This window comes from Streptomyces sp. NPDC047061 (assembly GCF_040643955.1).
Taxonomy (GTDB): Bacteria; Actinomycetota; Actinomycetes; order Streptomycetales; family Streptomycetaceae; genus Streptomyces.
In genome coordinates this window covers 175,074-201,332 of record NZ_JBEYVI010000015.1, presented here as the reverse complement: position 1 = coordinate 201,332, position 26,259 = coordinate 175,074, and the positions used below count along the sequence as shown (strand labels likewise).

16 protein-coding genes are annotated in these 26,259 nt (G+C 73.4%); 4 read left to right on the top strand and 12 right to left on the bottom strand.

Features of this window, described 5'->3' with window-relative positions:
* Positions 1–73: 73 nt before the first annotated feature.
* Positions 74–2,269 (bottom strand): ATP-dependent DNA helicase UvrD2, encoded by a 2,196-nt coding sequence (locus ABZ887_RS22970; protein ID WP_361292277.1) that lies wholly within the window; start codon positions 2,267–2,269, stop codon positions 74–76.
* 177 nt (positions 2,270–2,446) lie between these two features.
* On the opposite strand from ABZ887_RS22970, the gene ABZ887_RS22965 reads away from it, so the two are divergent.
* Complete coding sequence (locus tag ABZ887_RS22965) at positions 2,447–2,689, top strand: mycoredoxin (RefSeq protein WP_351939913.1); 243 nt, start codon at positions 2,447–2,449, stop codon at positions 2,687–2,689.
* Positions 2,690–2,742: 53 nt separating this feature from the next.
* Here the strand turns inward: ABZ887_RS22965 and ABZ887_RS22960 are convergent, their stop codons facing one another.
* The 6 genes from ABZ887_RS22960 to ABZ887_RS22935 form a co-directional block, all read right to left on the bottom strand.
* The gene (locus ABZ887_RS22960) at positions 2,743–3,345 is read right to left on the bottom strand and encodes a class I SAM-dependent methyltransferase (RefSeq protein ID WP_361292275.1); all 603 of its coding nucleotides are present in this window, start codon (positions 3,343–3,345) and stop codon (positions 2,743–2,745) included.
* A gap of 10 nt (positions 3,346–3,355) precedes the next feature.
* A complete protein-coding gene (nudC, locus tag ABZ887_RS22955; RefSeq protein ID WP_361292273.1) occupies positions 3,356–4,300 on the bottom strand; it encodes an NAD(+) diphosphatase in 945 nt (314 codons plus the stop codon).
* A 150-nt stretch (positions 4,301–4,450) separates the two neighbouring features.
* Positions 4,451–5,854: a dipeptidase gene (locus tag ABZ887_RS22950; protein WP_361292271.1), complete on the bottom strand. Its 1,404-nt coding sequence runs from the start codon at positions 5,852–5,854 to the stop codon at positions 4,451–4,453.
* Positions 5,855–5,864: 10 nt separating this feature from the next.
* A complete protein-coding gene (locus ABZ887_RS22945; RefSeq protein WP_361292269.1) occupies positions 5,865–9,422 on the bottom strand; it encodes an ATP-dependent DNA helicase in 3,558 nt (1,185 codons plus the stop codon).
* A 77-nt stretch (positions 9,423–9,499) separates the two neighbouring features.
* Positions 9,500–12,817 (bottom strand): ATP-dependent DNA helicase, encoded by a 3,318-nt coding sequence (locus ABZ887_RS22940; RefSeq protein ID WP_361292267.1) that lies wholly within the window; start codon positions 12,815–12,817, stop codon positions 9,500–9,502.
* Between the two features lie 275 nt (positions 12,818–13,092).
* Positions 13,093–13,479: an MGMT family protein gene (locus ABZ887_RS22935; RefSeq protein WP_361292265.1), complete on the bottom strand. Its 387-nt coding sequence runs from the start codon at positions 13,477–13,479 to the stop codon at positions 13,093–13,095.
* Positions 13,480–13,640: 161 nt separating this feature from the next.
* On the opposite strand from ABZ887_RS22935, the gene ABZ887_RS22930 reads away from it, so the two are divergent.
* The 3 genes from ABZ887_RS22930 (at position 13,641) to ABZ887_RS22920 (ending at position 19,758) form a co-directional block, all read left to right on the top strand.
* Complete coding sequence (locus ABZ887_RS22930) at positions 13,641–16,442, top strand: lysylphosphatidylglycerol synthase domain-containing protein (RefSeq protein WP_361292263.1); 2,802 nt, start codon at positions 13,641–13,643, stop codon at positions 16,440–16,442.
* Between the two features lie 93 nt (positions 16,443–16,535).
* Positions 16,536–18,080, top strand: a complete 1,545-nt coding sequence (locus ABZ887_RS22925; protein ID WP_361292261.1) for an alpha/beta hydrolase — start codon at positions 16,536–16,538, stop codon at positions 18,078–18,080.
* A gap of 121 nt (positions 18,081–18,201) precedes the next feature.
* Entirely contained in the window at positions 18,202–19,758 is a 1,557-nt protein-coding gene (locus ABZ887_RS22920; protein WP_361292259.1) for an alpha/beta hydrolase, read from the top strand.
* A gap of 65 nt (positions 19,759–19,823) precedes the next feature.
* Here ABZ887_RS22920 and moeZ read toward each other — a convergent pair whose 3' ends face one another.
* From moeZ to ABZ887_RS22895, 5 genes are all read right to left on the bottom strand, one after another.
* Complete coding sequence (moeZ, locus tag ABZ887_RS22915) at positions 19,824–21,002, bottom strand: adenylyltransferase/sulfurtransferase MoeZ (RefSeq protein ID WP_361292257.1); 1,179 nt, start codon at positions 21,000–21,002, stop codon at positions 19,824–19,826.
* Positions 21,003–21,065: 63 nt separating this feature from the next.
* Positions 21,066–21,815, bottom strand: a complete 750-nt coding sequence (locus ABZ887_RS22910) for a spherulation-specific family 4 protein (protein ID WP_361292255.1) — start codon at positions 21,813–21,815, stop codon at positions 21,066–21,068.
* Entirely contained in the window at positions 21,803–22,765 is a 963-nt protein-coding gene (locus tag ABZ887_RS22905; protein WP_361292253.1) for an NAD-dependent epimerase/dehydratase family protein, read from the bottom strand. Before ABZ887_RS22905 ends, ABZ887_RS22910 begins: the two co-directional genes overlap by 13 nt.
* Positions 22,766–22,964: 199 nt before the next feature.
* Positions 22,965–24,284, bottom strand: a complete 1,320-nt coding sequence (locus ABZ887_RS22900; RefSeq protein WP_361292251.1) for a hypothetical protein — start codon at positions 24,282–24,284, stop codon at positions 22,965–22,967.
* Positions 24,281–26,101: a DUF3492 domain-containing protein gene (locus ABZ887_RS22895; protein ID WP_361292249.1), complete on the bottom strand. Its 1,821-nt coding sequence runs from the start codon at positions 26,099–26,101 to the stop codon at positions 24,281–24,283. The genes ABZ887_RS22900 and ABZ887_RS22895 overlap by 4 nt, the downstream gene beginning before the upstream one ends.
* Positions 26,102–26,259: the final 158 nt, after the last annotated feature.

The following is a 26,259-nucleotide window of genomic DNA, read 5'->3' as shown; positions in this document are numbered from 1 at the left end:
GCCGCCGCTTCCGTGCCTAGAACCTATGGGGATTGCTGGGGCATGCGCAAACTATTTTTTCGACGAGTTCGCATCAGCCCCCGACTTCTTCTCCGTCGGGGTCCTGGCCTGCGCAGATGGCCAGAACATCGGCACCGTAACGGTTGAGCTTGCGCGCGCCGACACCGGGGATGCGAGCCAGCTCGCGGTCGTCGTCCGGGGCGCTCTCGGCGATGGCCATCAGCGTCCTGTCGGTGAAGACGCAGAAGGCCGGCTGACCGCTGAGCCGGGCCTGGTCCGCACGCCACTCGCGCAGCCGCTCGTAGAGTCCCTCGTCCATGTCGGACGGGCAGCCGTCGCAGCGCATCAGCTTCATCTCGCCGGCGTCGGTCAGCGTGCGTCCGCAGACCCGGCAGCGGGCGGGGGTGCGCTGGGTGCGCCGGGGTGCGGCCACGGGGCCGCCGGTGAAGCCGCGTTCGACACCTCCGCCGCCGGCGCCGCCGCTCCTGCCGACGGTGCCGGTGGAGCCGGGGCGCAGACCGTCCAGGAAGTGGCTGGGCCTGCGGCCGGGTCTGCCGCCGGGGGTACGGGAGAGGGACCAGGAGACATGGAGCCGTTCCCTGGCGCGGGTCACGCCGACGTAGAGGAGCCGGCGCTCCTCCTCGATCTGCTCGTCGGTCTTCGCATAGGTGATCGGCATCATGCCCTCGGCGACACCGACCAGGAAGACGACGTCCCACTCCAGGCCCTTCGCCGAGTGCAGGGAGGCGAGGGTGACGCCCTGGACAGTCGGGGCGTGCTGGGCACCCGCGCGCTCGTCGAGTTCGGCGACGAAGTCGGCGAGGGTCGCGGCGGGCCGGGCGGCGGCGACGTCCTGGGCGAGGTTGACCAGAGCGGCAAGCGACTCCCAGCGCTCCCGGACCGCGCCGGAGCCGGCCGGGGGCGAGGTGGTCCAGCCCTCCCCGGAGAGGACCGCGCGCACCTGCGAGGGCAGGTCCACGGTGTCGTCGAGCAGCGCGTCATTGCCCCCGAAGCGGGCCGCGGCGCGCAGGGCGACGCCCGCCTTGCGCACCTCGGGCCGGTCGAAGAACCGCTCGGCGCCGCGCAGCTGGTAGGGCACCCCGGCGTCCGCGAGGGCCTGTTCGTACGTCTCGGACTGCGCGTTGGTGCGAAACAGCACGGCGATCTCGGCGGCCGGCACCCCTGCACCGATCAGCTCCCGGATCCGGCGGGCGGCGCCCTCGGCTTCCGCGGGCTCGTCGGTGTACTCGGTGTAGACGGGCTCGGGGCCGGCGGGGCGCTGGGAGACCAGCTCCAGGCGGTGGTCGGCGGCCCGGCCGCGGGCCTGGGCCAGGAGACCGTTGGCGAGGTGGACTACCTGGGGTGTGGAGCGGTAGTCGCGGACCAGCTTGACGACGGTGGCCCCGGGGTGGCGGGTGCGGAAGTCGAGCAGATGGTCGGGGGTTGCTCCTGTGAACGAGTAGATGGTCTGGCTCGCGTCGCCGACGACGCAGAGGCTGTCGCGCTCGCCGAGCCAGAGTTCCAGCAGCCGCTGCTGGAGCGGGCTGACGTCCTGGTACTCGTCGACGACGAAGTGCTGGTACTGGGCGCGGACCTGTTCGGCGATGTCGTGCCGGTCCTGCAGGATGCCGACGGTCAGCAGCAGGACGTCCTCGAAGTCGATGACCGCGCGGTCGCGCTTGAGGTCCTCGTAGACGGAGTAGATCTGGGCGATCTCGGCGGGGTCGCGGGGGGCCTCCCGGCCGGCCTTCACGGTCGCAAGGGGGTAGTCGGCGGGGACGGTCCGGGTGACCTTGGACCATTCGATCTCGGCGGTGACGTCGCGCAGCTCGCCCCGGTCGAGGCGGATGCGGCAGGCGGCGGCCGCGTCGGCGACGAGCTGGATCTTGCGGTCGACGAGCCGGGGCAGGGAACCACCGATCGCTTTCGGCCAGAAGAACTGGAGCTGGCGCAGCGCGGCCGAGTGGAAGGTGCGGGCCTGCACCCCCTGGGCGCCGAGCTGGCGCAGCCGGCCGCGCATCTCCCCGGCGGCGCGGTTGGTGAAGGTGACGGCGAGCACGCTGGACGGCTGGAGGATGCCGGCCCGCACCCCGTAGGCGATCCGGTGGGTGATCGCCCGGGTCTTGCCGGTACCGGCTCCGGCCAGCACGCACACGGGACCGTGCAGGGCGGTCGCCACCGCGCGCTGCTCGGGGTCGAGCCCTTCGAGCACCGCGTCGGCAGAGTCCGGTACCGGCGGGAAGAGGGAGGAGTGCGTTGCTGCTGTCACATGGCCATGCTGCCAGGTCGCCGGAGACGGCCGTGCCGGTTGTCCACAGGCAACCCCGCGCAGTCGTACTAATGCGGCAGGCGTCACTCGGGGCCCGTGCTGCGGGAATGGCGGAAGGGCCGCGTACGTTGCTCTCCTGGACGAGCTTCCCCGACCCGCCGAAGGAGTGCGAGCGAGATGCAGGGCACTGTGACGATGTACAGCACCACGTGGTGCGGCTACTGCCGCCGGCTGAAGAGCCAGATGGACCGCGAGGGCATCGCTTACACCGAGATCAACATCGAGCAGGACCCGGATTCGGCCGCATTCGTGGAGAAGGCGAACGGCGGAAACCAGACGGTCCCCACGGTGCTCTTCGCCGACGGCTCGACGCTGACGAACCCGTCGCTGGCCCAGGTGAAGCAGAAGATCAGCGCGTAGGTCTCCCGGCGCGCGGCGGCTCCTGACTCATGTCAGGGGCCGCTTTCGCATGTTCACTCCGGCTTGTCCCACACCAGCGTGTAGCGCCGCAGCAGGCGGCGCCGGTAGCGGCGGCCGGGGAGCCGGTGCGCGGTCGACTGCCGGACCTCTCCCCAGGTCATGATCGGGTCCTCGACCGGCATGTCGGCAGGCCCCCGCTCGCCACCTCGCCGGAGCGCGGTCAGCAGCCTCGCGGGAACCCCGCAGCCACTGATCACCCGGTCCAGCAGGGTGTGGTCGTGGGCCAGGCCGACGACGACCAGCCGGCCGCCGGGCGCGAGCAGCCCCACCAGGCGGTCGATCGCGTCGTCGAAGGGGGCGTGGTGGATGACGGCGACCGCGCTGACGAAGTCGTAGCCCTCCTTGTCGAGGCCGGCGCCGTCGAGGTAGTCGCCCTCCAGGAAGGTGACGTTCCCGGCCTCCCGCTTGCGCGCCTGCCTGATCATCTCCGCCGACCGGTCGACGCCGGTGACCGACTCCGCCCTGGCCGCGAGCTTGGCGGCGAGCAGGCCGTCGCCGCAGCCGACGTCCAGGGCGGTGCGGCAGCCTTCGGGTACCGCGTCCAGCACCACGGGGTGGTGGTGGACGTTGTGGTTCCAGTACTCCTCTGCGGTCATGACGGCCGTCTCAGACGAAGCTCCTCGTCGGCAGCGGCTTGCCGTACCACATCTCGATCAGGCGGGCCGCGATCGAGATGCCGTAGGGCGGCAGGACGTCGCCGGAGTCGAAGGCGGCGCCGAGTTCGTCGCGGGAGAACCAGCGGGCCTCGTGGATCTCGTCGCCGTCGACGTCGATCTCGGTGGTGGTGGCGCGGGCCATGAAGCCGAGCATGAGGCTGGACGGGAACGGCCAGGGCTGGCTGGCGACGTACTCGACCGGGCCTACGGTGATCCCGGCCTCCTCGAAGACCTCGCGGCGCACCGCCTGCTCGATGGACTCGCCGGGCTCGACGAAACCGGCGAGGGTGGAGAAGCGGCCCTCGGGCCAGTGGACCTGGCGGCCGAGCAGGATGCGGTCGTCCTCGTCGGTGACGGCCATGATCACGGCGGGGTCGGTGCGGGGGTAGTGCTCGGCGCCGCAGGCGGGGCAGCGGCGGATGTGGCCGGCGGCGGCGATGACCGTGCGCTCGCCGCAGCGGGAGCAGAAACGGTGGGTGCGCTGCCAGTTCTCCAGGCCGACCGCGTGCACCATCAGGCCGGTGTCCCGAGGTGACAGCAGCAGTCCGGCCTCCCGCAGGCCCGCGGGGCGCGCGGACTGGTCGATGCGGCCGGGCAGGGCGTCCTTCTGGAGGGCGAAGTAGCTGACGCCGTCCTCGTCGGTGCCCAGGAAGTAGCGGTGCGCCTCGGTGAGGGGTGCCTCGAAGGAGGGCGTCATGACGAGTTCGGTGCGGCCGTCGGGCGTCTCGTCGATGAGGACCTGGCCGCCGGAGACCACGAAACAGCGGGTGTCAGGGTGGCTCCACGCCGCCGCGAGCCAGGCCTCGTCGAGCCGGTGGTGGGCAGCGCGGTCGATGCCGCTCGGGGCGGTGAGCGAGATGGGTCGATCGGCTGTGTGGTCGGTCCAGGTGGTCACGGGTGCTTCCAACTCCCCCAGTGCAACGGATGTTTCAACGGGCGGTTCAGCGGGACGAAGGGCGGGAGGAGACCGGGTCGGGCGGGGGCGGGCGGTGCGGCCCTTCCAGTGTGCCCCGCCCGCGGTGCCGCTCCGGACGGCATCGGCGGGTCAGGGGGCATGGCGCCAGTTCTCGGCGAGGTCGCCCCACAGGTGGGCGCTGGTCTCGACGCCTTTGAGGAGGAGGTCCAGCTCGACCTTCTCGTTCGGGGCGTGCCAGCCGTCGGAGGGGACGGAGATGCCCAGGAAGAGAACGGGTGCGCCGAGGACGTCCTGAAGGTCGGCGGCGGGCCCCGAGCCACCCGAACGGGTGAACCGGACCGGTCCGTCGAAGGCCCGGCCCATGGCGCGGGCCAGCGACTGGAGGCCGGGGTGGTCGAGCGGGGTCAGGCACGGGCGCGTGGCCGGCAGGAAGGTGATCTCGGCGCGGATCCCGGCGGGGATCCGCTCGTCGGCCCAGGCGCGGACGATTTTCTCGATGTGGTCGGGGTCCTGCCCGGCGACCAGGCGGAACGACAGCTTCAGCAGGGCCGAGGACGGGATGATCGTCTTGCTGCCGGGGCCCTGGTAGCCGCCGCCGATGCCGTTGACCTCGGCGGTGGGGCGGGCCCAGACGCGCTCCAGGGTGGTGTGCCCGGCCTCGCCCTCGGTGGCGTGCGAATGCGCTTCGCGCAGCCAGCTCTCCTCGTCGAAGGGCAGCTCGGCCCACAGCTGCCGCTCGCGGTCGCTCAGCTCCACGATGCCGTCGTAGAAGCCGGGGATCGCCACGCGCGCGTGCTCGTCGTGCAGGGCGGCGACCAGGCGGGCCGCGACGGTGGCCGGGTTGGGGACGGCGCCACCGAAGGCACCGGAGTGGATGTCCTGGTCGGGGCCGTGCAAGACGATCTGGCACTCGGCGAGCCCGCGCATGCCCGTGCACACCGTGGGTGTGTCCTCGGACCACATGCCGGTGTCGGAGATGATCACGGCGTCGGCGGCGAGCCGCTCGGCGTACTCCTCGACGAGGGCACGGAAGTGCGGGGAGCCGGACTCCTCCTCGCCCTCGATCAGCAGTTTCAGGCTGACCGCGGGGGCGGTGCGGCCGGTGGCGGCGAGGTGGGCGCGGACGCCGAGTGTGTGGAAGAACACCTGGCCCTTGTCGTCGGCCGCCCCGCGCGCGTAGAGGCGGTTGTCGCGGACGACGGGCTCGAAGGGGTCGCTGTCCCAGCCGTCCTCGCGGGCGGCGGGCTGCACGTCGTGGTGGCCGTAGACGAGGACCGTGGGCGCCTCGGGGTCGCCCGCGGGCCACTCGGCGAAGACGGCCGGGGCGCCCGCCGTCTCCCAGACCTCGGCGGTCGGGAAGCCGGTCTCCGTCAGTCTGGCGGCGAGCCAGTCGGCGCTGCGGCGTACATCGGGAGCGTGGTCGGGCTGGGCCGACACGGAGGGGATGCGCAGCCATTCGGCGAGGTCGGCGAGGAAGGCGGCGCGGTGCTGCTCGATGTACGTACGGACGGCGCTGTCCAGGGTCTGGCTCATGGTCACGAGCCTATCGGCCCGGACCGACATCCTCGGCGGGCGGTTCGTCACACTCGGCCTGTCCGACGATCAGTCTTTCCAGGGCGGCCCGGTCCGGCAGGCCGTCCGGTCGTTCGACCTCGCCGGTGCGCACGTGCACGAACGCGGCCGTGACCGACTCGGGCGGCACGCCCTGCTGCTCGGCCCAGCCGATCCGGTAGATCGCCAGCTGGAGCGGGTCGGCGAGGCGGGTGCGGCTGGTCTTCCAGTCGACGATCTCGTACGTCGTCGCGTACGTCGCCCCGTCGCCGTGGTCGGTCCGGTAGACGGCGTCGATACGGCCCCTGACGACCCGGCCCGCGAGGGAGAGCTGGAAAGCGGCCTCGACGCGGTAGGGCGTGCGGTGGGCGTACTCGGTGCGTTCGAAGGCCTCCTTGAGGGCTTCGAGATCGCGTTCGTCGGCGATCTCGGCGTCGCTGCCGGGCAGCTCGTCGGGCTCCAGCATGGGCAGCGTGAGTTCCTCGAAGCGTGCCTCGACCCAGGCGTGGAAGCGGGTGCCCCGGCGCGCGGCGGGCTGCGGAGGGCGTGGCATGGGGCGCGCGAGTTCCTGCGCGAGCCCGTCCGGGTCCTCGGCCAGCCGCATCAGCTGGGTCGCGGACAGCGTGGCGGGGAGGGGGACGTCGGTGGTGTTCCGGCGGGCGCGCAGCAGCTCTCCGGTGAGCGCGTCGAGGTCGCGGTCCCAGGAGGCGATGGTGCGGGCTTCCTCGGGGGTGAGGAAGGCCTCCTCGGGAGTGCGGAGAGCTTCCTCGGGAGCGGGGAGGATGCGCTCGGGTTCCGGGGCGCGCTCGTGCACCGGCGTGCGCTCGGCGGGCGTGGCCTGGTGCGGGACCGCGGGGCGGTCGGTGCTCCAGGAGTCCCAGTCGGAGGGGTCGGCGGCGTCCGTGTCCGGGAAGGCGTCCTCGTAGGGGTCGGGTTCGTCGTCCTCGGGCGGCGGGGGCCAGTCCGGGTCCTCGACGGCGGCCGGGTCGTGGCCGGCGGGAGTGACTCCGGCACCTCCGGCACCTCCGGCGGCTTCGGCGGTGAGGGCGTCCAGGTGAGCCAGGACGGTCTCGGCGGCCTGTCGGCGGCGGGCCAGGGCTGCCTCGTCCAGGGGCAGCGGCCACACCTGGTCGGCGCTCGCCGCGTGCAGGGCCGGGTTCTCCTCGTCCTCCTCCGGTTCGTCGGCCCAGGCCTCGATCTCGCCGTGGCCGTCGGCGCAGTGGTCGTACAGGGACCGGAGGAAGTCGGAGGGGCCGCGCGGCTTCTTCTGGCTGGGGCCCCACCAGTGGCCGGAGCCGAGGAGCAGGGAGCGGGGGCGGGTGAAGGTGACATAGCCGAGGCGGAGCTCCTCGGTGTGCTGGTGGTCCTTCATGGCCTCGTGGAAGGCCTTCAGGCCACGCGAGTCCCAGGCCTCGACGTCGGGCAGGGTGGCGGAGTCGCCGCGCAGGGCGTGCGGGAGCACCTTGGCCTGGGCGGTCCACTTCTCGCGCCCCTGGCTGCTCGGGAAGGTGCCCTTGACCAGTCCGGGGACGGCGACGACGTCCCACTCCAGGCCCTTGGACTTGTGCGCGGTGAGCACCTTGACGGTGTTCTCGCCGCCGGGCAGGGCGTTGTCGAGGCCCTTCTCGTACTGGGCGGCGGTGCGCAGGAACCCGAGGAAGGCGAGCAGGGTCGCCTCCTGGTCGCCGGCCGCGAAGGAGGCGGCGACGTCCAGGAAGTTGGACAGGGTCTCGCGGCGACGGGCGGCCAGCGCGTGCGGGGACGCGGACAGCTCCACCTCCAGGCCGGTGACCGCGAGGACGCGGTGCAGGACGTCCATCAGCGGGTCGGACAGGGAGCGGCGCAGCTCGCGCAGCTCGGTGGCGAGGCGGGCGAAGCGCACGCGCGCGTCCGACGAGAACGGCAGCCCGTCGTCGCCCTGTCCGGGCCGGTCTCCGTCGAACGGCAGCTCCAGGAACGTGTCCAGGGCGTCCGCGAGGGATATCACCTCGGCGGGGTCGACCCCTTCGACGGCCTCGGCGAGCCTGCGGTCCGGGTCGTCGGCGTCGCCCACGCGCGCGTGGGACACCAGCCGCCGGGCGCGGCGGCCGAGGAGGGCGAGGTCGCGTGGGCCGATGCGCCAGCGCGGGCCGGTCAGCAGCCGGACCAGGGAGGCGTTGGCGCCCGGGTCCTGGAGCACCTCGCAGACGGCGACGAGGTCGGCGACCTCGGGCAGGTGCAGCAGTCCGGAGAGGCCGACCACCTCGACGGGGACGTCACGGGCGACGAGGGCGCCCTGGATCTCCGCGAAGTCGGTCGCCGTGCGGCACAGGACCGCGATCTCGCCGGGTGCGGTGCCGGTGCGGACGAGGTGGGCGACCGAGTCGGCGATCCAGTCCATCTCCTCGGCGTGGGTGCGCAGCAGGGCGCAGCGGACCGTGCCGTCCCGCTCGGCGCCGGGGGCGGGGCGGAGGGCTTCCACGCCCGCGTGCATGGCGCGCAGCGGCTCGGCGAGGCCGTTGGCGAGGTCGAGGAGGCGGCCGCCGCTGCGGCGGTTCTCGCTGAGCGCCTGGCGGGTGGCGGGGCGCCCGTCCGCGTGCGCGAAGTGCTCGGGGAAGTCGTCCAGGTTGGCGACGGAGGCGCCGCGCCAGCCGTAGATGGCCTGGCAGGGGTCGCCGACCGCGGTCACGGGGTGGCCGGTCCCGTCGCCGAACAGGCCCGCCAGGAGCACGCGCTGCGCGACCGAGGTGTCCTGGTACTCGTCGAGGAGGACGACCCGGAACTCCTCGCGCAGCAGCCGGCCCACCTCGGCGATGCCGGCCAGCGCCGCGGACAGCGCGATCTGGTCGCCGAAGTCGAGCAGGTCCCGCTCGCGCTTGGCGGCCCGGTAACGCAGCACCAGCTCGGCCAGTTCGCGGCGTGCGGCGGCGGTCTCGGGGACCTTGCGCAGGTCGGCGTTGCCGAGCCTGACGCCCGCGAGGGTGTTCAGCAGACCGGCGTCCCAGGCCCGCAGGTCCTCGGGGCGGACCAGGTGTTCGGCGAGCTCGGAGTCGAGGGTGAGCAGGTCGCTGACCAGGTCGGCGAAGGACCGGGTGAGGGCCGGGTAGGGGCCGGGGGCCTCGCGCAGCACGCGCGCGGCGAGCTGGTAACGGGTGGCGTCGGCGAGCAGCCGGGAGGCCGGCTCCAGGCCGATGCGCAGGCCGTGGTCGGTGAGCAGCCGGCCCGCGAAGGCGTGGTACGTGGAGATGACCGGCTCGCCGGGCGGATTGTCCGGGTCGATGACGTCGGGGTCGGTGACGCCGGCTCTGAGGAGCGCCTTGCGGACGCGTTCGGCGAGCTCGCCGGCCGCCTTGTTGGTGAACGTCAGGCCGAGGACCTGCTCCGGGGCCACCTGTCCGGTGCCGACCAGCCACACCACGCGGGCCGCCATCACCGTCGTCTTGCCCGACCCGGCCCCGGCCACGATCACCTGCGGGGCGGGCGGCGCGGTGATGCAGGCCGTCTGCTCCGGGGTGAACGGGATGCCGAGGAGCTCCTTGAGCTGCTCGGGGTCGGTGATACGGGCGGGCATGAGGAAAGAGGCTAGCGGCGGGCACTGACAATCGATAAAACGGCACAATCGGCGGACCGGCGCCCCCGTGTGCTCGCTCACTCCACCACGTGCCGCCCCTCCGGCCGCGCGCTGCACGAGGCGCGGAACGCGCAGTGGGTGCAGTGCTGGCCGGTGGTCGGCGCGAACCGCTCGTCGAGGACCTTGCCGGCGGCGGTGGCCAGCAGTTCGCCGACCCACTCCCCCTCCAGCGGCTCCTGCGCCTGCACCTTGGGCAGGGTCTCGCCGCCGTCGCGCTGGGCCGCGCCCTGCCGGAGGTGCACCAGTTCGGCGCCGCCGGGCTCGGGCCGGGCGCCGTCGAAGGCCTCGTCGACGGCGCCCTCGCGGACCGCGAGCTGGTAGACGGCGAGCTGCGGATGCCGGGCCACCTCGGCCGAGCTGGGCGCCTGTTTGCCGGTCTTGAAGTCGACGACGTACGCGCGGCCCTCGCCGTCCGTCTCGACGCGGTCCATCTGGCCGCGGATGCGCACCTCGTAGTCGCCCGCTCCGAGGGTGACGTCGAAGTCCTGCTCGCTGGCGACCGGGGTGCGTGCGGTGCGGTCCAGGACGTGCCACTTCAGGAAGCGTTCGAGCGCCACGCGCGCGTTGTCCTTCTCCTGCGCCGACTTCCAGGGCGCGTCGAAGGCGAGCGCGTTCCACACCGAGTCCAGCCGCTCCATGAGGACGGCGAGGTCGGCGGGGGTGCGTCCGGAGGCGACCTCGTCGGCGAGGACGTGCACGACGTTGCCGAAGCCCTGGGCGGTGGTGGCGGGGGCGTCGGCCTTCACCTCGCGGCCCAGGAACCACTGCAGGCTGCAGGTGTTGGCGAGTTGGTCGAGGGCGCTGCCGGAGAGCACCACGGGCTGGTCGCGGTCGCGCAGCGGCACCTTGCTCTCGGTCGGCTCGAACATGCCCCACCAGCGGTAGGGGTGGGCGGACGGCACCAGAGGGCGGCCGTCCTCGTCGGCGAGTGCGGCCAGCCGGGCCAGGCGGCGGGCGGCCGCCTCCCGCAGGACGTCGGACACGCGCGGGTCGACGGTGGTCGCGCGCAGTTCGGCGACCAGAGCGGCCACCGCGAGCGGACGGCGGGGCCGTCCGGTGACGTCCTGGGGTTCGACGCCCAGTTCGGTGAGGAACCGGGAGGGCTGGTCGCCGTCGTCCGCGGGGGCCTTCACGGCGGTGACGACGAGGCGTTCACGCGCGCGCGTGGCGGCGACGTAGAACAGACGGCGCTCCTCGGCGAGCAGCGCGCCCGGGGTGAGCGGCTCGGCGAGCCCGTCACGGCCGATGCGGTCGGCCTCCAGGAGCGAGCCGCGGCGGCGCAGGTCCGGCCACAGGCCCTCCTGGACGCCGGCCACCACGACCAGGCGCCACTCCAGGCCCTTGGCGCGGTGCGCGGTCATCAGGCGTACGGCGTCGGGCCGTACCGCGCGGCCGGCGAGGGTGTCGGCGGCGATGTCCTCGGCCTCGATCTCCGCCAGGAAGTTCAGCGTGCCCCGGCCGCCGCTGCGCTCCTCCGCGCGGGCGGCGGTGGCGAACAGGGCGCACACGGCGTCCAGGTCCCGGTCGGCGTTGCGGCCGGCGGCGCCGCCGCGGCGGGCGGCACGCTCCAGGCGCGAGGGCCAGGGTGTGCCGTTCCACAGGACCCACAGCGCCTCCTCGGCCGTACCGCCGCCCGTGAGGCGTTCCCGGGCCCGGGCGAGCAGCGCCCCCAGCCGCTGCGCCCCGCGCGCGTACCCGGGGTCGTGGACGGCCAGGCGCTCGGGCTCGGCGAGCGCCCGCGCGAGCAGCTCGTCGGACGGGGGCGGGAACGCGTTGCCGGCCGCCCGCTCCTCGTCGCGCAGGGCACGGCCGAGGCGGCGCAGGTCGGCCGCGTCCATGCCGGCGAGGGGGGAAGTGAGCAGGGTGAGCGCGGTCTCGGTGTCGAGCCAGCAGGCGGCCTCTTCGGTCTCCTCGGCGCCCTCGTCCGCACCGGAGTGCGCGGCTTCCGCCTCCGCCACCGCCCGCAGCGCCGTCAGCAGGGGCGCCACCGCCGGTTCGTGGCGCAGCGGCAGGTCGTCGCCGTCGATGTCCAGGGGCACGCCGGCCGCGGTGAGGGCGCGACGGACCGTCGGGATGGTGTGGGAGCCGGCGCGCACCAGGACGGCCATGTCGCTCCAGCGGACGCCGTCCTCCAGATGCGCGCGGCGCAGGATGTCGGCGACGTTGTCCAGTTCGGTGCCGGACGTCGGGTACGTGTAGACCTCGACGCGGCCGTCGTCCCGCGCGGCGGTCAGTTCGCGGTGCGCGCGCACCTTCTCGGCGGGCAGCCGGGTCAGCGGCATCCGCCGGGTCAGCAGGCGGGTCGCGGCCAGCAGACCGGTACCGGCCCGGCGGGACGTGCGCAGCACCTCCACCGGCGCCGGGCGGCCGTCCACGCGCGCGAAGGCCGACGGGAAGTCCAGGATGCCGTTCACGTCGGCGCCCCGGAACGTGTAGATCGACTGGTCCGGGTCGCCGAACGCGACCAGGGTGCGGCCGCCGCCGGCCAGGGCGTGCAGCAGGCGCACCTGGGCCGGGTCGGTGTCCTGGTACTCGTCGACGTACACGGCGTCGTAGCGGCCGGCGAGATCCAGGGCGACCTCGGGACGGTGGGCGAGCAGCACCGCGCGGTGGACGAGTTCGGCGTAGTCGAGGACGCCCTGGAGGTCGAGGACGTCGAGGTACTCGGCGAGGAAGGCGGCGGCGGCCCGCCAGTCGGGGCGGCCGATACGGCGGGCGAAGGCGTCCAGGGCGGCCGGGTCCAGGCCCAGCTCGCGGCTGCGGGCGAGGACCGCGCGGACCTCGTCGGCGAAGCCCCGGGTGGTGAGGCAGGCGCGCAGGTCGTCGGGCCAGCGCACGTGGTGCAGCCCGAGCCGCTCCAGGTCGGGCTGACCGGCGAGCAGGTCACGGACGGCGACGTCCTGCTCGGGGCCGGACAGCAGCCGCAGCGGGTCCACGAACAGACCGCTGTCCTGGTGGGCGCGGACCAGGGCGTAGCAGTACGAGTGGAAGGTGGTCGCCCGCGGCGCGCGGGCCGCGCCCACGCGCAGGGCCATGCGGTCGCGGAGTTCGACGGCGGCCTGGCGGCTGAACGTCAGCACCAGGATCCGCTCCGGGTCCGCGCCACGGGCGATCCGCGCGGCCACCGACTCCACCAGGGTGGTGGTCTTGCCGGTGCCGGGACCCGCGAGAACGAGCAGCGGGCCGGCCCCGTGGTCAACCACGGCGCGCTGTGGCGCGTCCAGACGAGGGGGATCCACGTCGGCCGGCGGGGTACGGACCAGTCGGTAAGCGCCACGGTTCCCCTGCCGCACCGGGGGGTGCGGCAGGCGCCTGGTGGAGGAAGAGGAGCTCACGTGGTTCGCCGGTCCTGGTGGGTGTGCTGGTCGGTTCGCGGTCGCGCGTGCGCAGGGGTGGCCGCGGGGTGAGCGGGACACGCGCAGCCGACGCTACGCCGACGAACCGGACGGAAGCAGAGCTTCCGCTTCTTCCCGTCCGACCCGACCGACCCGGGCGCCACTCGCGGCACGCGCGCCGCACATCTCACGAACGTACGTCATGCCACGGACGTCCCCGGTGTCCCTCGTACGGGCCACCGGTTCCCACCGAGGGCCTCCGATGGCGGAAGCTGTCAGGTGTGAGCCCCCGCGTCCGCGCCGCCGTCCCACCGCGCCCGCCTCATGTCGAGCCGCGGCAGATGGCCCTCCGCGGCCCTGCTCGCCTCCCTGAGCGGGGTGCCTTCGGCGCGGTAGTGGTCCAGCGCGCCCAGCTCGTGCCCCGGGAGCAGCACCCCGTCTGCGCGCACCACCCGCCACCACGGGACGGCACCGCCGTAGAGGGCCATCACCCGCCCCACCTGACGCGGACCTCCCTCCTCCAGCCACTCCGCGACGTCGCCGTACGTCATCACGCGCCCGGGCGGGATCCGCTCGGCGACCTCCAGGACCCGCTCGGCGTACTCGGGCAGCTCGTCCGCGTACCCCTCTCGGGTGTCCTCGGGAAGGCTCTGCTCGCTCATTCGCCCCATCCTGCCGCACCCCACCGACAACCCGCGCGGTCCGCGGCAGGCCTGCGCCTCGCCCTCTCGCGGCGCTTGGGGCAGACTGTGCGACCCCGCATCTGCACCCTGATGCCCTCCGGTGTCGGTGGAGCATGCCACCATCGTGCGGGCGGTGACTGGTGATACGAGATCAAGAAGAGACGACCGAGCAGCAGGGCGTGCGCTCCGAGGGCGGAGCCGGCACCTCTGACGCCGCCGCGCGCCCTGACGCGGCGGAATCAGGCACTCCAGAGCACCCGGACGCGCCCGAGTCGGACACCGCACAGTCGGCCGCCGCAGAGCCCGGCGCCACACAGCCCGCCGCCGTGCAGTCGGGTGCCGCCGAACCGGACCCCGCCGAGTGCGACGAGACGCACGCCGACGAGGTGGAGGGCGACGAACCGCTGCTCCCCGCGCGCGTGCACCGCCCCTCCGACCTCATGCGGCTCCTGGTCGGCGTGCTCGCCGTCGCCGTGCTGCTCGGCATCGCCGCGTTCGCGCACGGCACCACCTCCGGGCTCGAGCAGGACATCAACAAGGGCACCGGACAGGCCCCCGACCTGCTGATCAGGTTCGCGGGGCTGGCCTCCAGCATCGCGATCCTGCTGGTGCCGGTCGCGTTCGCGATCGAGCGGCTGATCAAGCGGGACGGGCTGCGCATCGCCGACGGCGTGCTCGCGGCCGTCCTCGCGCACGGCGTGACCCTCGCCACCGACCTGTGGGTGGCGAGAGCCGCCCCGGACTCGATCCAGGAGGCGCTGACCCAGCCCTCCCCCGGTGACATCCACGCCCTCACCGACCCGGTGCACGGCTATCTCGCGCCCGTCATCGCCTACATGACGGCCGTCGGCATGTCCCGGCGGCCGAGATGGCGCGCGGTGCTGTGGATCGTGCTGCTGCTCGACGCGTTCTCCATGCTCGTCACCGGCTACACGACACCGTTCTCGATCATCCTCACGGTGCTGATCGGCTGGACCGTCGCCTACGGCACGCTGTACGCCGTCGGCTCCCCCAACGTCCGCCCCACCGGCCGGACCCTGCTGGCAGGCCTCAGACACGTCGGCTTCCACCCGGTCGGCGCGGCCCGCGAGGAGGCGCTGGACACCGAGAACGGCGACCGGGGCCGGCGCTACTTCGTCACCCTGGAGGACGGCCCGCCGCTGGACGTCACGGTCGTCGACCGGGAGCAGCAGGCCCAGGGCTTCTTCTACCGCGCGTGGCGCAACCTGACCCTGCGCGGCTTCGCCACCCGCTCCAGCCTCCAGTCCCTGCGCCAGGCCCTGGAGCAGGAGGCGCTGCTGGCCTACGCGGCGATCGCGGCCGGCGCCAACGCGCCCAAGCTGATCGCCACCTCCGAGCTGGGCCCCGACGCCGTGATGCTCGTCTACGAGCACACCGGCGGCCGCTCCCTCGACTCGCTGGCCGACGAGGAGATCACCGACGAACTGCTGCGCAACGCCTGGCACCAGGTGCGGGCGCTGCAGTCGCGCCGGATCGCGCACCGCAGGCTCGCGGGTGACGCCATCCTGGTGGATCGTTCCGGCACGGTGATCCTCACCGACCTGCGCGGCGGTGAGATCGCCGCCGGTGAGCTGCTGCTGCGCATGGACGTCGCCCAGCTGGTCACCACGCTCGGTCTGCGGGTGGGCGCCGAGCGGGCGGTGGCCTCGGCGGTCGGCGTCCTCGGACCCGACGCCGTGGCCGACTGCCTGCCGATGCTCCAGCCGATCGCGCTGACCCGGTCCACGCGCGCGACGCTGCGCAGACTGGCCAGGGAGCGCGCCCAGCGCGAGCGGGACGCGGTCCTGGAGGCGTCCCGCCAGGTCAGACAGGCCCGCGCCGAGGAGGCCGAGAAGCCCGACAAGAAGACGGTGCGCGCCGAGCAGCGGGCGGAGAAGCGGGCCCTGGACGACGCGCTGGAAGAGGCCCGCGAGGAGGACCTGCTCACCCAGATCCGGCACCAGGTGCTGCGGATCAGGCCGCAGGCGCCCGTCGAGCCGGCCCGCCTGGAGCGGGTGCGGCCGCGGACCCTGATCAGCGTCATCGCCGGCGCGATCGGCGGGTACTACCTGCTGACCCAGCTCACCCACATCGAGTTCGGCCCCCTGGTCGCGAACGCCCAGTGGGGCTGGGTGATCGCAGCGGTGCTGTTCTCGGCGCTCAGCTATGTCGCCGCCGCGATGTCGCTGCTCGGGTTCGTGCCCGAGCGGGTGCCCTTCGTGCGGACCGTGGCGGCGCAGGTCGCCGGTTCGTTCGTGAAGATCGTGGCGCCCGCCGCGGTCGGCGGTGTGGCCCTCAACACGCGCTTCCTGCAGCGCGCGGGCGTACGCCCCGGGGGCGCGGTGGCGAGCGTCGGCGCCTCGCAGCTGTTCTCGCTCGGCTGTCACATCCTCATGCTGCTGTCCTTCGGCTATCTGACCGGCACCGAGAAGACCCCGTCGCTGTCGCCCTCCCGTACGGTCATCGCGGGCCTGCTGACCGTCGCGGTACTGGTCCTGGTGGTGACCTCGGTGCCGTTCCTGCGGAAATTCGTCAGCACGCGCGTGCGGTCGCTCTTCGCGGGTGTCGTGCCGCGCATGCTGGACGTGCTCCAGCGGCCGCAGAAGCTCGTCACCGGCATCGGCGGCATGCTGCTGCTGACCGCCTGCTTCGTGATGTGCCTGGACGCCTCCATCCGCGCGTTCGGCGACCAGTCGACCTCGCTGAGCATCGCCAGCGTCGCCGTGGTCTTCCTCGCCGGCAACGCGCTCGGCTCCGCGGCGCCGACCCCGGGCGGTGTCGGTGCGGTCGAGGCGACCCTGACCGTCGGCCTGATCGCCGTCGGCCTCCCCAAGGAGGTCGCGGCGCCGGCCGTCCTCCTGTACCGGCTGCTGACCCTGTGGCTGCCGGTCCTGCCGGGCTGGCTGGCCTTCAACCACCTCTCGCGCAAGGGCGCGCTCTAGCAACCACCTCTCGCGCAAGGGCGCGCTCCAGGGTCGTACCTCGGACGGCTCGCGCCCCGCGCGCGTGGCCGGGTGCGACCCCAGGATGGGATCATGCCGAACGCCTTCCGGATCCGTGTCGCCGCCCTGACCGCCGCGCTGGCGCTGTCCTCCCTGCTGACCGGGTGCAGCGGCGACGGTGCCAAGGACAGGGATCTGGCGACGCAGAAGCTGGACTGGAAGAGCTGCCCGGCCCCCGACGAGGCCGAGGGCGGCGGCGACGCGCCGTCACCGCTGCCCGGCGGCGGCACCTGGCAGTGCGCCACCATGAAGGCGCCCCTGGACTGGTCGAAGCCGAAGGGCGCCACCATCGGGCTCGCGCTGATCCGGGCCAGGGCCGACGGCGACCCGGACAAGCGGATCGGCTCCCTGATCTTCAACTTCGGCGGCCCGGGCGGCAGCGGCGTCACCACCCTCCCCGCGTTCGGCGACGACTACGCGGCCCTGCGCACGCGCTACGACCTCGTCAGCTTCGACCCGCGCGGAGTCGGCCGCAGCGACCCCGTCGAGTGCGAGAACGACGAGCAGCTCGACGACTACTTCCAGCAGGACGCGACGCCCGAGACCAGCGCCGAACGCACCCAGCTGATCAACCGCACCAAGCAGTTCAACGCCGCCTGCGAGAAGAACTCCAGGACGATCCTGCCGCAGGTCCGCACCACCGACGCCGCCCGCGACATGGATCTGATGCGCCAGGTCCTCGGCGACCGGCAGCTGCACTACTTCGGCATCTCCTACGGCACCGAACTCGGCGGCGTCTACGCCCACCTGTTCCCGAAGAACGTGGGCCGGGCCGTCTTCGACGGCGTCGTCGACCCCACCCAGGACCCGGAGCAGAGCTCGCTCGGGCAGGCCAAGGGCTTCCAGCTCGCGCTCGACAACTTCGCCGAGGACTGCACGTCGAAGAAGACGGAGTGCCCGATCGGCGACACCCCGCAGGACGTGAAGGACCGTATCGCGGGGCTCCTCGTGGACCTCGACGAGAAGCCGATCCCGGGTGTCCTGCCCCGCGAGCTCACCCAGTCCGCCGCGACCAACGGGATCGCCCAGTCCCTGTACTCCAAGGACTTCTGGGAGTACCTCACCGAGGGGCTCGAGGAGGCGTACGACGGCGACGGGAAGATCCTGATGCTGCTCTCCGACTCGATGAACGGCCGCAGCCTGAACGGCGAGTACAGCAACATCACGGCGGCGAACATCGCCATCAACTGCGCCGACGAGAAGCCGCGGTACACCGCCGACTACGTCCAGCAGAAGCTGCCCGAGTTCCGCGCCGCCTCGCCGCTGTTCGGCGACTACCTCGCCTGGGGGATGGTCAGCTGCACGGACTGGGCGGTGCCGGGCGCCGCCGACCATCCCGACGTCAGCGCGCCCGGGTCGGCGCCGATCCTGGTCGTGGGCAACACGGGGGACCCGGCGACGCCGTACGAGGGCGCGAAGAAGATGGTGGACGCGCTCGGGAAGGGAGTCGGGGTCGAGCTGACGTACAAGGGGCAGGGACACGGGGCGTACGACAGCAAGGACAAGTGCGTGCAGGGTGCCGTGAACGGCTATCTGCTGGAGGGGACGGTGCCGAAGGCGGGAACGGTCTGTACGTAACAGAACCGCAGGTCAAAAGGTTATCCACAGGCTGAAACAGCCCCCGCTCGATCCGCCTACTATGGCCTGACCGCTCTCCCGCGACGAATGCGCGGAGGGCCTGTGTGGGGGGTGTGCACGCATGGTGCGATATGTACGGTGGGCGGCTGCCGTGGCCGCTGGGCTGCTCGTGGCCGGGTGCAGCAGCGGGTCGTCGGGGGGCGGCGGGGACGAGGGGAAGGCCTCGGCCGGGCAGCCGTCCGCCGCCACGTCCACCGCGACCGGCTCGGCGGCCCTGCCCGCGTCCCTCACCGCCCAGAAGCTCGACTGGAGCCGCTGCAAGGCCACTTCGGACTCCGCCGCGCCCGGGGACGAGTGGCGGTGCGCGACGCTCAAGGTGCCGCTGGACTGGTCGAAGCCGGACGGGGAGACGATCGGGCTGGCACTCATCCGGGAGCAGGCGAGCGGGGGTTCGGGGAAGCGGATCGGCTCGCTGCTGTTCAACTTCGGCGGGCCGGGCGGCTCCGGCGTCTCGACGATGCCGTACTACGCCTCCACCGTCTCCGCGCTGCGCGAGCGGTACGACCTGGTGAGCTGGGACCCGCGCGGGGTGGGGGCCAGTGAGGGGATCCGGTGCCGTAGCGACAAGGACATCCAGAGCGCCGAGTCGATCGACGCGACACCGGACACCGCGGCGGAGGAGACGGCGTACTTCCAGGACGCCGCCGCCTTCGGCAAGGGCTGCGAGAAGGCCGCCGGCACGCTGATCGCGCATGTCTCGACGACCGACACGGCCCGCGACATGGACCTGATGCGCCAGGTGCTCGGTGACGCGAAGATGCACTACTTCGGCATCTCGTACGGCACCGAACTGGGCGGTGTGTACGCCCACCTGTTCCCGGAGAACGTGGGGCGGCTGATCCTGGACGCCGTGGTGGACCCGACGGCCGACTCGGTCGGCCAGGAGAAGAACCAGGCCGCCGGCTTCCAGCGGGCCCTGGACGACTACCTCAAGTCCACCGGCCAGGACCCGGAACAGGGCTCGCAGAAGATCGCCGACCTGCTGAAGAGCCTCGACGCCACGCCGCTGCCCGCGTCGTCCGGGCGGAAGCTGACCCAGTCCCTCGCGGTCACCGGCATCGTGCTGCCGCTGTACAGCCAGGACAGCTGGCCGACGCTGACCAGCGCGCTGAAGGCGGCCGAGGAGGGCGACGGCTCGGAACTGCTGTCGCTCGCGGACCAGTACAACGAGCGGGACTCCTCGGGGCACTACGGCACGACCACCCACTCCCAGCGGGTCATATCGTGCCTGGACGACAAGGAGCGGCCGACGCTCGCCGAGACGAAGAAGCGGCTGGCGGAGTTCGAGAAGATCTCGCCCGTCTTCGGGGACTTCCTCGGCTGGGACTCGGCCGGCTGGTGCCACGACTGGCCGGTGGCCGGGCAGTGGGACACTCCGGACGTGAGCGCACCGGGCGCGGCACCGGTGCTGCTGGTCGGCAACACCGGCGACCCGGCGACCCCGTACGAGGGTGCCCGGAAGATGGCCGACGAGCTGGGCAAGGGTGTCGGCGTCGAGCTGACCTGGAAGGGCGAGGGCCACGGTGCGTACGGCAGCGGCAGCGACTGCGTGGACTCGACGGTGAACGCCTATCTGCTGAACGGCACGGTCCCGGAGGACGGCAAGGTCTGCTCATGACGAAGGCGGGGGCTCCGGGCGCCTGTGGTGCCGCCCGGAGCCCCCGCCCTTCGCGGAGCCTGTGCTCAGTAGACCGGCTTGGACGGCTCGATCTGGTTGACCCAGCCGATCACGCCGCCGCCGACGTGGACCGCGTCGGCGAAGCCCGCGGACTTCAGGACCGCGAGGACCTCCGCGCTGCGGACACCCGTCTTGCAGTGCAGGACGATCCTCTTGTCCTGGGGCAGGCCCTCCAGGGCGGTGCCGAGCAGGAACTCGTTCTTCGGGATCAGCTTGGCGCCCGGGATGGAGACGATCTCGTACTCGTTCGGCTCGCGGACGTCGATGATCTCGATGTTCTCGCCGTCGTCGATCCACTCCTTGAGCTGCTTGGGAGTGATCGTCGAGCCGGCGGCCGCCTGCTGGGCCTCCTCGGAGACGACGCCGCAGAAGGCCTCGTAGTCGATGAGCTCGGTGACGGTCGGGTTCTCGCCGCAGACCGCGCAGTTCGGGTCCTTGCGGACCTTGACCTGGCGGTACTGCATCTCCAGGGCGTCGTAGATCATCAGGCGGCCGACGAGGGACTCGCCGGTGCCCGTGAGGACCTTGATGGCCTCGGTGACCTGGATGGAGCCGATGGACGCGCACAGCACGCCCAGGACGCCGCCCTCGGCGCAGGAGGGGACCATGCCCGGCGGCGGGGGCTCCGGGTAGAGGCAGCGGTAGCAGGGGCCGTACTCGGACCAGAAGACCGAGGCCTGGCCGTCGAAGCGGTAGATGGAGCCCCAGACGTACGGCTTGTTGAGCAGCACGCAGGCGTCGTTCACCAGGTAGCGGGTGGCGAAGTTGTCGGTGCCGTCGACGATCAGGTCGTACTGGCTGAAGATGTCCATCACGTTCTCGGCCTCGAGCCGCTCTTCGTGAAGGACCACGTTCACGTAGGGGTTGATGCCGAGGACGGAGTCACGGGCGGACTCGGCCTTGGAGCGGCCGATGTCGGCCTGGCTGTGGATGATCTGGCGCTGCAGGTTCGACTCGTCGACCTCGTCGAACTCCACGATGCCAAGGGTGCCGACGCCCGCGGCGGCCAGGTACATCAGCGCCGGCGAGCCCAGGCCGCCGGCGCCCACACACAGCACCTTGGCGTTCTTCAGCCGCTTCTGCCCGTCCATCCCGACGTCGGGGATGATCAGGTGGCGGGAGTACCTGCGGACCTCGTCTACGGTGAGCTCAGCAGCTGGCTCGACCAGGGGTGGCAGCGACACGGGGACTCCGTTGATCGGTCAATCACTACAATTGTTCTCCCTGTAACACTGCCACGGGCTTCTTCATTCCGAGACACCTGTTCCGATCCGCGAGACGAATTCGTCCCAGTAGCCGGGCATGGTCTCCCAGGGATCCGCCCGGCCCCAGCGATCGGTCCGGTCGGTGAAGTAGATCGTGGCGGCGCCCTGCCAGCGGGCGATGCGCAGCGCCTCGTCGAGGTGGCCGAGGGGCACGCCGTGCACGAAGTGGCAGAACCGGTCGGGCGGGTAGTCGGCGGTCCACTCGGCGACCTGGGACCAGCGGTAGTCGCTCCAGGGCCCGGCGAAGGTCACCAGCTGGTCGGCGTTCTCGGCGTAGCCCGGGTGGGGGTGGGTGCCGTGGCCGAGGACGATGTGGGGGTCGTCACCTATGGTGCGGAGCGCGGCGACCGCGCGGCGGATCTCGGGGAGCGCGGTGCGCTCGGTGGGGCAGCGGTCCAGCAGGACGCCGTCGACGCGGTACCAGTCGTGGAAGTGGCGGGCGTCGGTGAGCAGGTCGCCGTGGGTGCGGGCGCCGTAGGCGGTGTCCAGGTGCCCGAGGACGCGGACGCCCGCGTTGCGGAGCCGGCCGGCCGCCTCCAGGCAGTGCGGGTCGGGGCGGCTGCCGGGGCCGTTCGCCACGTCGAGGACGACCCAGTGCAAGGGGGTGCCGGGGCGGGTGAGTTCGGCCCACTGGGCGGGGGCGAGGAGCGGGTGGGCGTAGCCGGGGATGCCGACGGCGGTGCGGACGCCGGTGGTCGCGGCGCCCGCCCGGGTGCTGGTCAGATGCGGCATGCCGCCTCCATCCAGATGTCCGCGAGGGACTCTTCGAGGTTGATGCGGGGCCGCCAGCCGAGCCGGTCGCGGGCGCAGCGCACGTCGGCCTGCTGCCAGCTGCCGCAACCGTCCGGGTACGGGTACGCGACCGGGGCCGCGTGGTCGGGGTCCAGGCGGGGATGGCCGATGGGGCTGCGCAGCGGGGGGCCGGGCGGCCCGTCGAGTTCGTGCAGGGCGCCGCCGTATCCGGCGACCCGGGCGAGGACGGCGGCGGCGTCGCGGAGCCGGACGGCGCGGCCGGAGCCGATGTTGATGACGCCCTGGGCGGCGGAGAGCGAGGCCGCGTGGACGGCGCGGGCCACGTCGCGTACGTCGATGAAGTCGCGCTGGGCGCCGAGGCCGCCGAGTTTGAGTTCGCCGTCTCCCGACTGCATGGCCCGGCGCATGGCTTCGGCGAGGCGGCCGAGCGGTGAGCCGGCCGGGGTGCCCGGCCCGGCGGGCGAGAAGACACGCAGGACGACGGCGTCCAGGCCGGAGCCGAGGACGAGTTCGGTGGCGGCGAGCTTGCTGACGCCGTACGGGCCGCCGGGGCGCGGCACGGCGTCCTCGGCGGTGGAGGAGCCGGGCTGGCTCGGGCCGTACTCGGAGCTGCACCCGACCTGGACCAGACGGGCGCCGCAGCCGCTGCGCCGCAGGGCCTCGCAGACGGTGGCGACGGCGACGGTGTTGTGCCGGGTGAGCTCCCGGGCGCCGCCGCGGGTGGCACCCGCGCAGTTCACGATGACGCCGGGGTGGACCGCGTCGAGGAACCGGGTGAGCGCGCCGGGGCTGCCGGTGGCGAGGTCGAAGCGGACGTCGGCGTCGTCGCCGCGGCCGAGCGCGGTGAGCTGGACGGCCGGGTCGGCGAGCAGCCGGTCGGCGACGAAGCGGCCGAGGTATCCGTTGGCTCCGATCAGCAGAACCCTCATCGCGCGGCTCCCGGGGTGTGTGCTCCGGCGACTCCGGTGGTTCCGGTGCTTCCGGTGGTTCCGGACGCTCCGGGTCCGGGTCGGGAGGTGGTCATCTGGTGGTCTCCTTCAAGGGGTGGTGCGGTTGCCTCCGGCGGGGTGCCGGGCGCCTGCCGCCGGGACGGCTCGGCGAGGCGTGCGAGGACATCGGCGGCTCTGCTCACTGCGGGTCTCCCGTCGGCGCGTGGGCCGAGGCCCGGGTCAGGGTGCGGGTCGCCCGCGACAGCAGCGCCAGGGCGGCGGCGCCGCAGACGAGGGCCGGGACGCTGCTCGCGCCCCAGGCGTCGACCAGGGCGTCGACGGGGGCGGCCAGGAAGGCACAGCCGGGCAGCCGGCCGACCAGGACGAGGGCCGCGGCCGCCGCTTCCGTGGCGGCCGCGGCGGCGAGGGCGGGTCCCTGCGGGACGTGGTGGACGGTGAGGAGGCGGGCGAGCAGGAGGAGGGCCCCGAGGGTGAGGGCCGCCGGGTAGCCGGCGGGTTCGCCGAGGGCGGCACCGCACAGCGCGAGCAGGGCGGTGAGGGCACCGAGGAAGAGGGCGAACGTGCCGAGCAGCAAGGGCTGTACGGCGCCGGTGAACTCCTCCAGGCCCCGGCTGCCCGCGAGTCTGCGGCGGGCGCCCGCCGTGAGGAGGTGGGCGCTCCAGGCCGCCGGGGCGCAGGCCAGGGTGAGGGCGAGGACGGGGGCCGTGGTCACCGGCCAGGGGCCGTGGGCGGCGCCGGTCGGGAGCCCGTCGGGGCCGCCGTCCACGACGGCCCGCAGCAGGCCGTCGCCGAGGAGGGCGTAGGCGAGGAGCCAGCAGGTCCACACCCACGTGCCGGTGACGGTGCGCCAGGCGGGGACACGGGCCGGGACGGCCAGCGGGCCGCGCCGCAGGGCCGGGCGCACGGCGAGGGCGACGGCGAGCACGCCGACGGCTGCCGCGATGAGGCGCGGGCGGCCGTCGGTGAGCCGTACGCCGGTCACGGCCGCCGCGCACACGGCGCCCGGGAGGAGCGTGAGCAGCGCCCGGTCGGCGCGCACGCGGGGCGCGGGCAGCGGTTCGGGAGGCGGGCGCCGGTCGCCGTCGTGGGGCACGCGCGCGTAGAGCTCTTCGGCGAGCGAGAAGACGTCACGGTGCCGGAAGCGGGCGGCGGTGCGGTCGGTGACGCCGTGCGCCTCGAGGCCGGCCGCGATCTCCAGGGGGTCCACGGCCCGCTCGCAGAGCGTGCGGTGACGGTGCATCAGCGTCTTCACCGGGTCGGCGGCGGTGCCTCGGCGGGGGCTGGATCCGCGGCTGCCGGCGGCGGCCCGGCTCCCCGGGGAGTCCCCGTCGGGCACCGGCGACCCGCCTTCGGGGAAGGCGCCTCCCGTGCCCGGCTCGTCCGCTCCCAGGAGCCATTCCTCCGAGCGTGCGTCCCAGGCGTCGGCCGCACCGGGCCGACCAGGCCGGTCCAGCTCTCCCGGACCGCCGTTCACCGCGCCGCCTTCGTCGCCGTTCACAGCACCCCCTCGGAGGCCTCGACCGGGGTGTCGCGCACCGGGGTGGGCCGCGGCGCGGCGCCCAGGTCCCAGCCGGGCCCGGCGCGATGCGCGACGCGGGCCGTGGGCCCGGTCCAGTGGCCGGGCACGTGGGCCTCGGCCGGGACGGCGAACGGCAGGGGCGCGCCCGCCGGGCCGAGGACGACCCGGCGCACCGGGCAGTGCGAGACGATATCCAGGTAAATGCCGTGAAATGCTGTGATGTTCTGCTCGACGGTGAACAGTTCGAGCGCCCGGGCGCGGGCGGCGGCTCCGAGGCGCTCACGGCGCTCGGGGTCGCGCAACAGCGCCACGCACGCCTCCGCGAGCGCCCGCGGATTGCGCGGGGGTACGACGAGCCCGGTGCCGCCGATGACCTCCACCACGGCGCCGACGTCGGTGGAGACGGTCGCCCGGCCGCAGAACATCGCCTCGACGAGTCCCACCGGGAACCCCTCGACGACGCTGGAGAGAACGACGACCGCGCCGGACGCGTAGGCGTCGGCGAGGGTCGGCGTCTCCGGGCCGCCTATCTCCTCGAAGGAGACCGGGTTGTCGCCGACGGCGTGCACCCCTTCGGCCTCGTCGGGGAAGAGCTGTGCGGCGAGCGCCCTGCAGTGCCCCAGATAGGCCTCGCCCTCGGGTCCCGCCGGGGCGCCCACGACCCGCAGGCGCGTCTTGGGCTCCTCCTTGCGGACCTCGGCGAAGGCGTGCAGCAACGACACCAGGTCCTTGGCCGGCTCGATACGTCCGACCCACACGAGCGTGTCCGGGTCGGCGCGGTCCGGGGCCTCGCCCACCTCGGTGAAGCGGGCGGCCTCCATGCCGGGATGCACGGTCCGGATACGGGCACGGTCGGCACCGCAGCGCTCCTGCCAGCGGCGGGTGTGCGCGTTGCCCGGGGTGATGACGGCGGCGCGGCGGTAGACCTCCGCGGCGAGCCGGCCGTGGAAGGCGGCGAGCAGCGCGCGTACGGCGGGGGTGGCCGCGTCGGGGCCGGCGGCGAGGTAGTGCGAGCGCAGCCGCACGCCGTACTCGGTGACCAGCAGCGGAACCCCGGAGAAGTGTCCGGCGAGCAGACCGGCCAGGGCCGCCGGGCCGCCGGCGGTGGCATGGCAGAGATCGGCCGCGCCGAGGCCGTCGTCGCCGTACCAGTCCAGGGAGAGGGGGCGCAGGGCGCGTTCGAGGTGTGCGGCGACGGCGAGCAGATCGGGCACCCGTGCCTCGCGTGCCGCAGCGAGTGCGCCGGGCGCGCGGCAGGCCCGCTCCAGTGCGCGTACGGCGGTGTCGGAGCGGAGCGCGCCGACCAGTCCGCCCTCGTCGCGGGCGAGTTCGGCGAGTCCGTGGAGCGCGCTGACGAAACGGTCCGCCAGAGAACCGGGCACGGCACCGGAGCCGCCTGCGGTACCTGCGCCCCCCGATCCCTCTGCGCCTCCTGAGCCCCCAGCGCCGTACCAGCCCCCCGCGCCGGCCGAGCCGTACGAGTCCTCCGTGCCGTTCGGTCCCGGGCCGGCACACAGCGCCCCCGCGAGTTCGCCGTAGCTCTCGGCGAAGCGCCGGCGTGCGCGCCGTCCGTACGGGACCCCGTCCGCCTCGGCGGTCCACAGGGGAGCCGTCCGTACCCGGCTGACGTGCGGCGGCAGCGGCAGCCAGCCCTCGTCCTCCTGCTGCCGGGTGCGGCTGAGCGCGTAGAGGTCGAACTCGTGCTGCCCGAGCCCGCGCACGAGCCGGTCGCACCAGAGCCTGGCATCACCGCTCACATACGGATAGCCACCCTCCGTAACCAGTCCGATGCGCACGTGTGCACCCCCGATCGATCTCCCGTATGGGGAGCCACCGTGGCTCGGCGGCTCGCAGCGGGACGAACGTATGCGGACAAGGCGGTGGCGCGATGGACGGTTGTCCATCGCGCCACCAAAAGGGGTGAACGGTCGTAACTTTCCCGTGCGGTTCGCGT

Excerpts from the sequence above, each read along its gene's own strand:
- ABZ887_RS22965 (WP_351939913.1), top strand. The coding sequence starts at position 2,447 with ATGCAGGGCACTGTGACGATGTACAGCACCACGTGGTGCGGCTACTGC.
- ABZ887_RS22905 (WP_361292253.1), bottom strand. The coding sequence starts at position 22,765 with ATGAGGGTTCTGCTGATCGGAGCCAACGGATACCTCGGCCGCTTCGTC.
- ABZ887_RS22920 (WP_361292259.1), top strand. The coding sequence starts at position 18,202 with ATGGTGCGATATGTACGGTGGGCGGCTGCCGTGGCCGCTGGGCTGCTC.
- ABZ887_RS22925 (WP_361292261.1), top strand. The coding sequence starts at position 16,536 with ATGCCGAACGCCTTCCGGATCCGTGTCGCCGCCCTGACCGCCGCGCTG.
- ABZ887_RS22960 (WP_361292275.1), bottom strand. The coding sequence starts at position 3,345 with ATGACCGCAGAGGAGTACTGGAACCACAACGTCCACCACCACCCCGTG.
- ABZ887_RS22945 (WP_361292269.1), bottom strand. The coding sequence starts at position 9,422 with ATGCCCGCCCGTATCACCGACCCCGAGCAGCTCAAGGAGCTCCTCGGC.
- ABZ887_RS22935 (WP_361292265.1), bottom strand. The coding sequence starts at position 13,479 with ATGAGCGAGCAGAGCCTTCCCGAGGACACCCGAGAGGGGTACGCGGAC.
- ABZ887_RS22950 (WP_361292271.1), bottom strand. The coding sequence starts at position 5,854 with ATGAGCCAGACCCTGGACAGCGCCGTCCGTACGTACATCGAGCAGCAC.
- ABZ887_RS22910 (WP_361292255.1), bottom strand. The coding sequence starts at position 21,815 with ATGCCGCATCTGACCAGCACCCGGGCGGGCGCCGCGACCACCGGCGTC.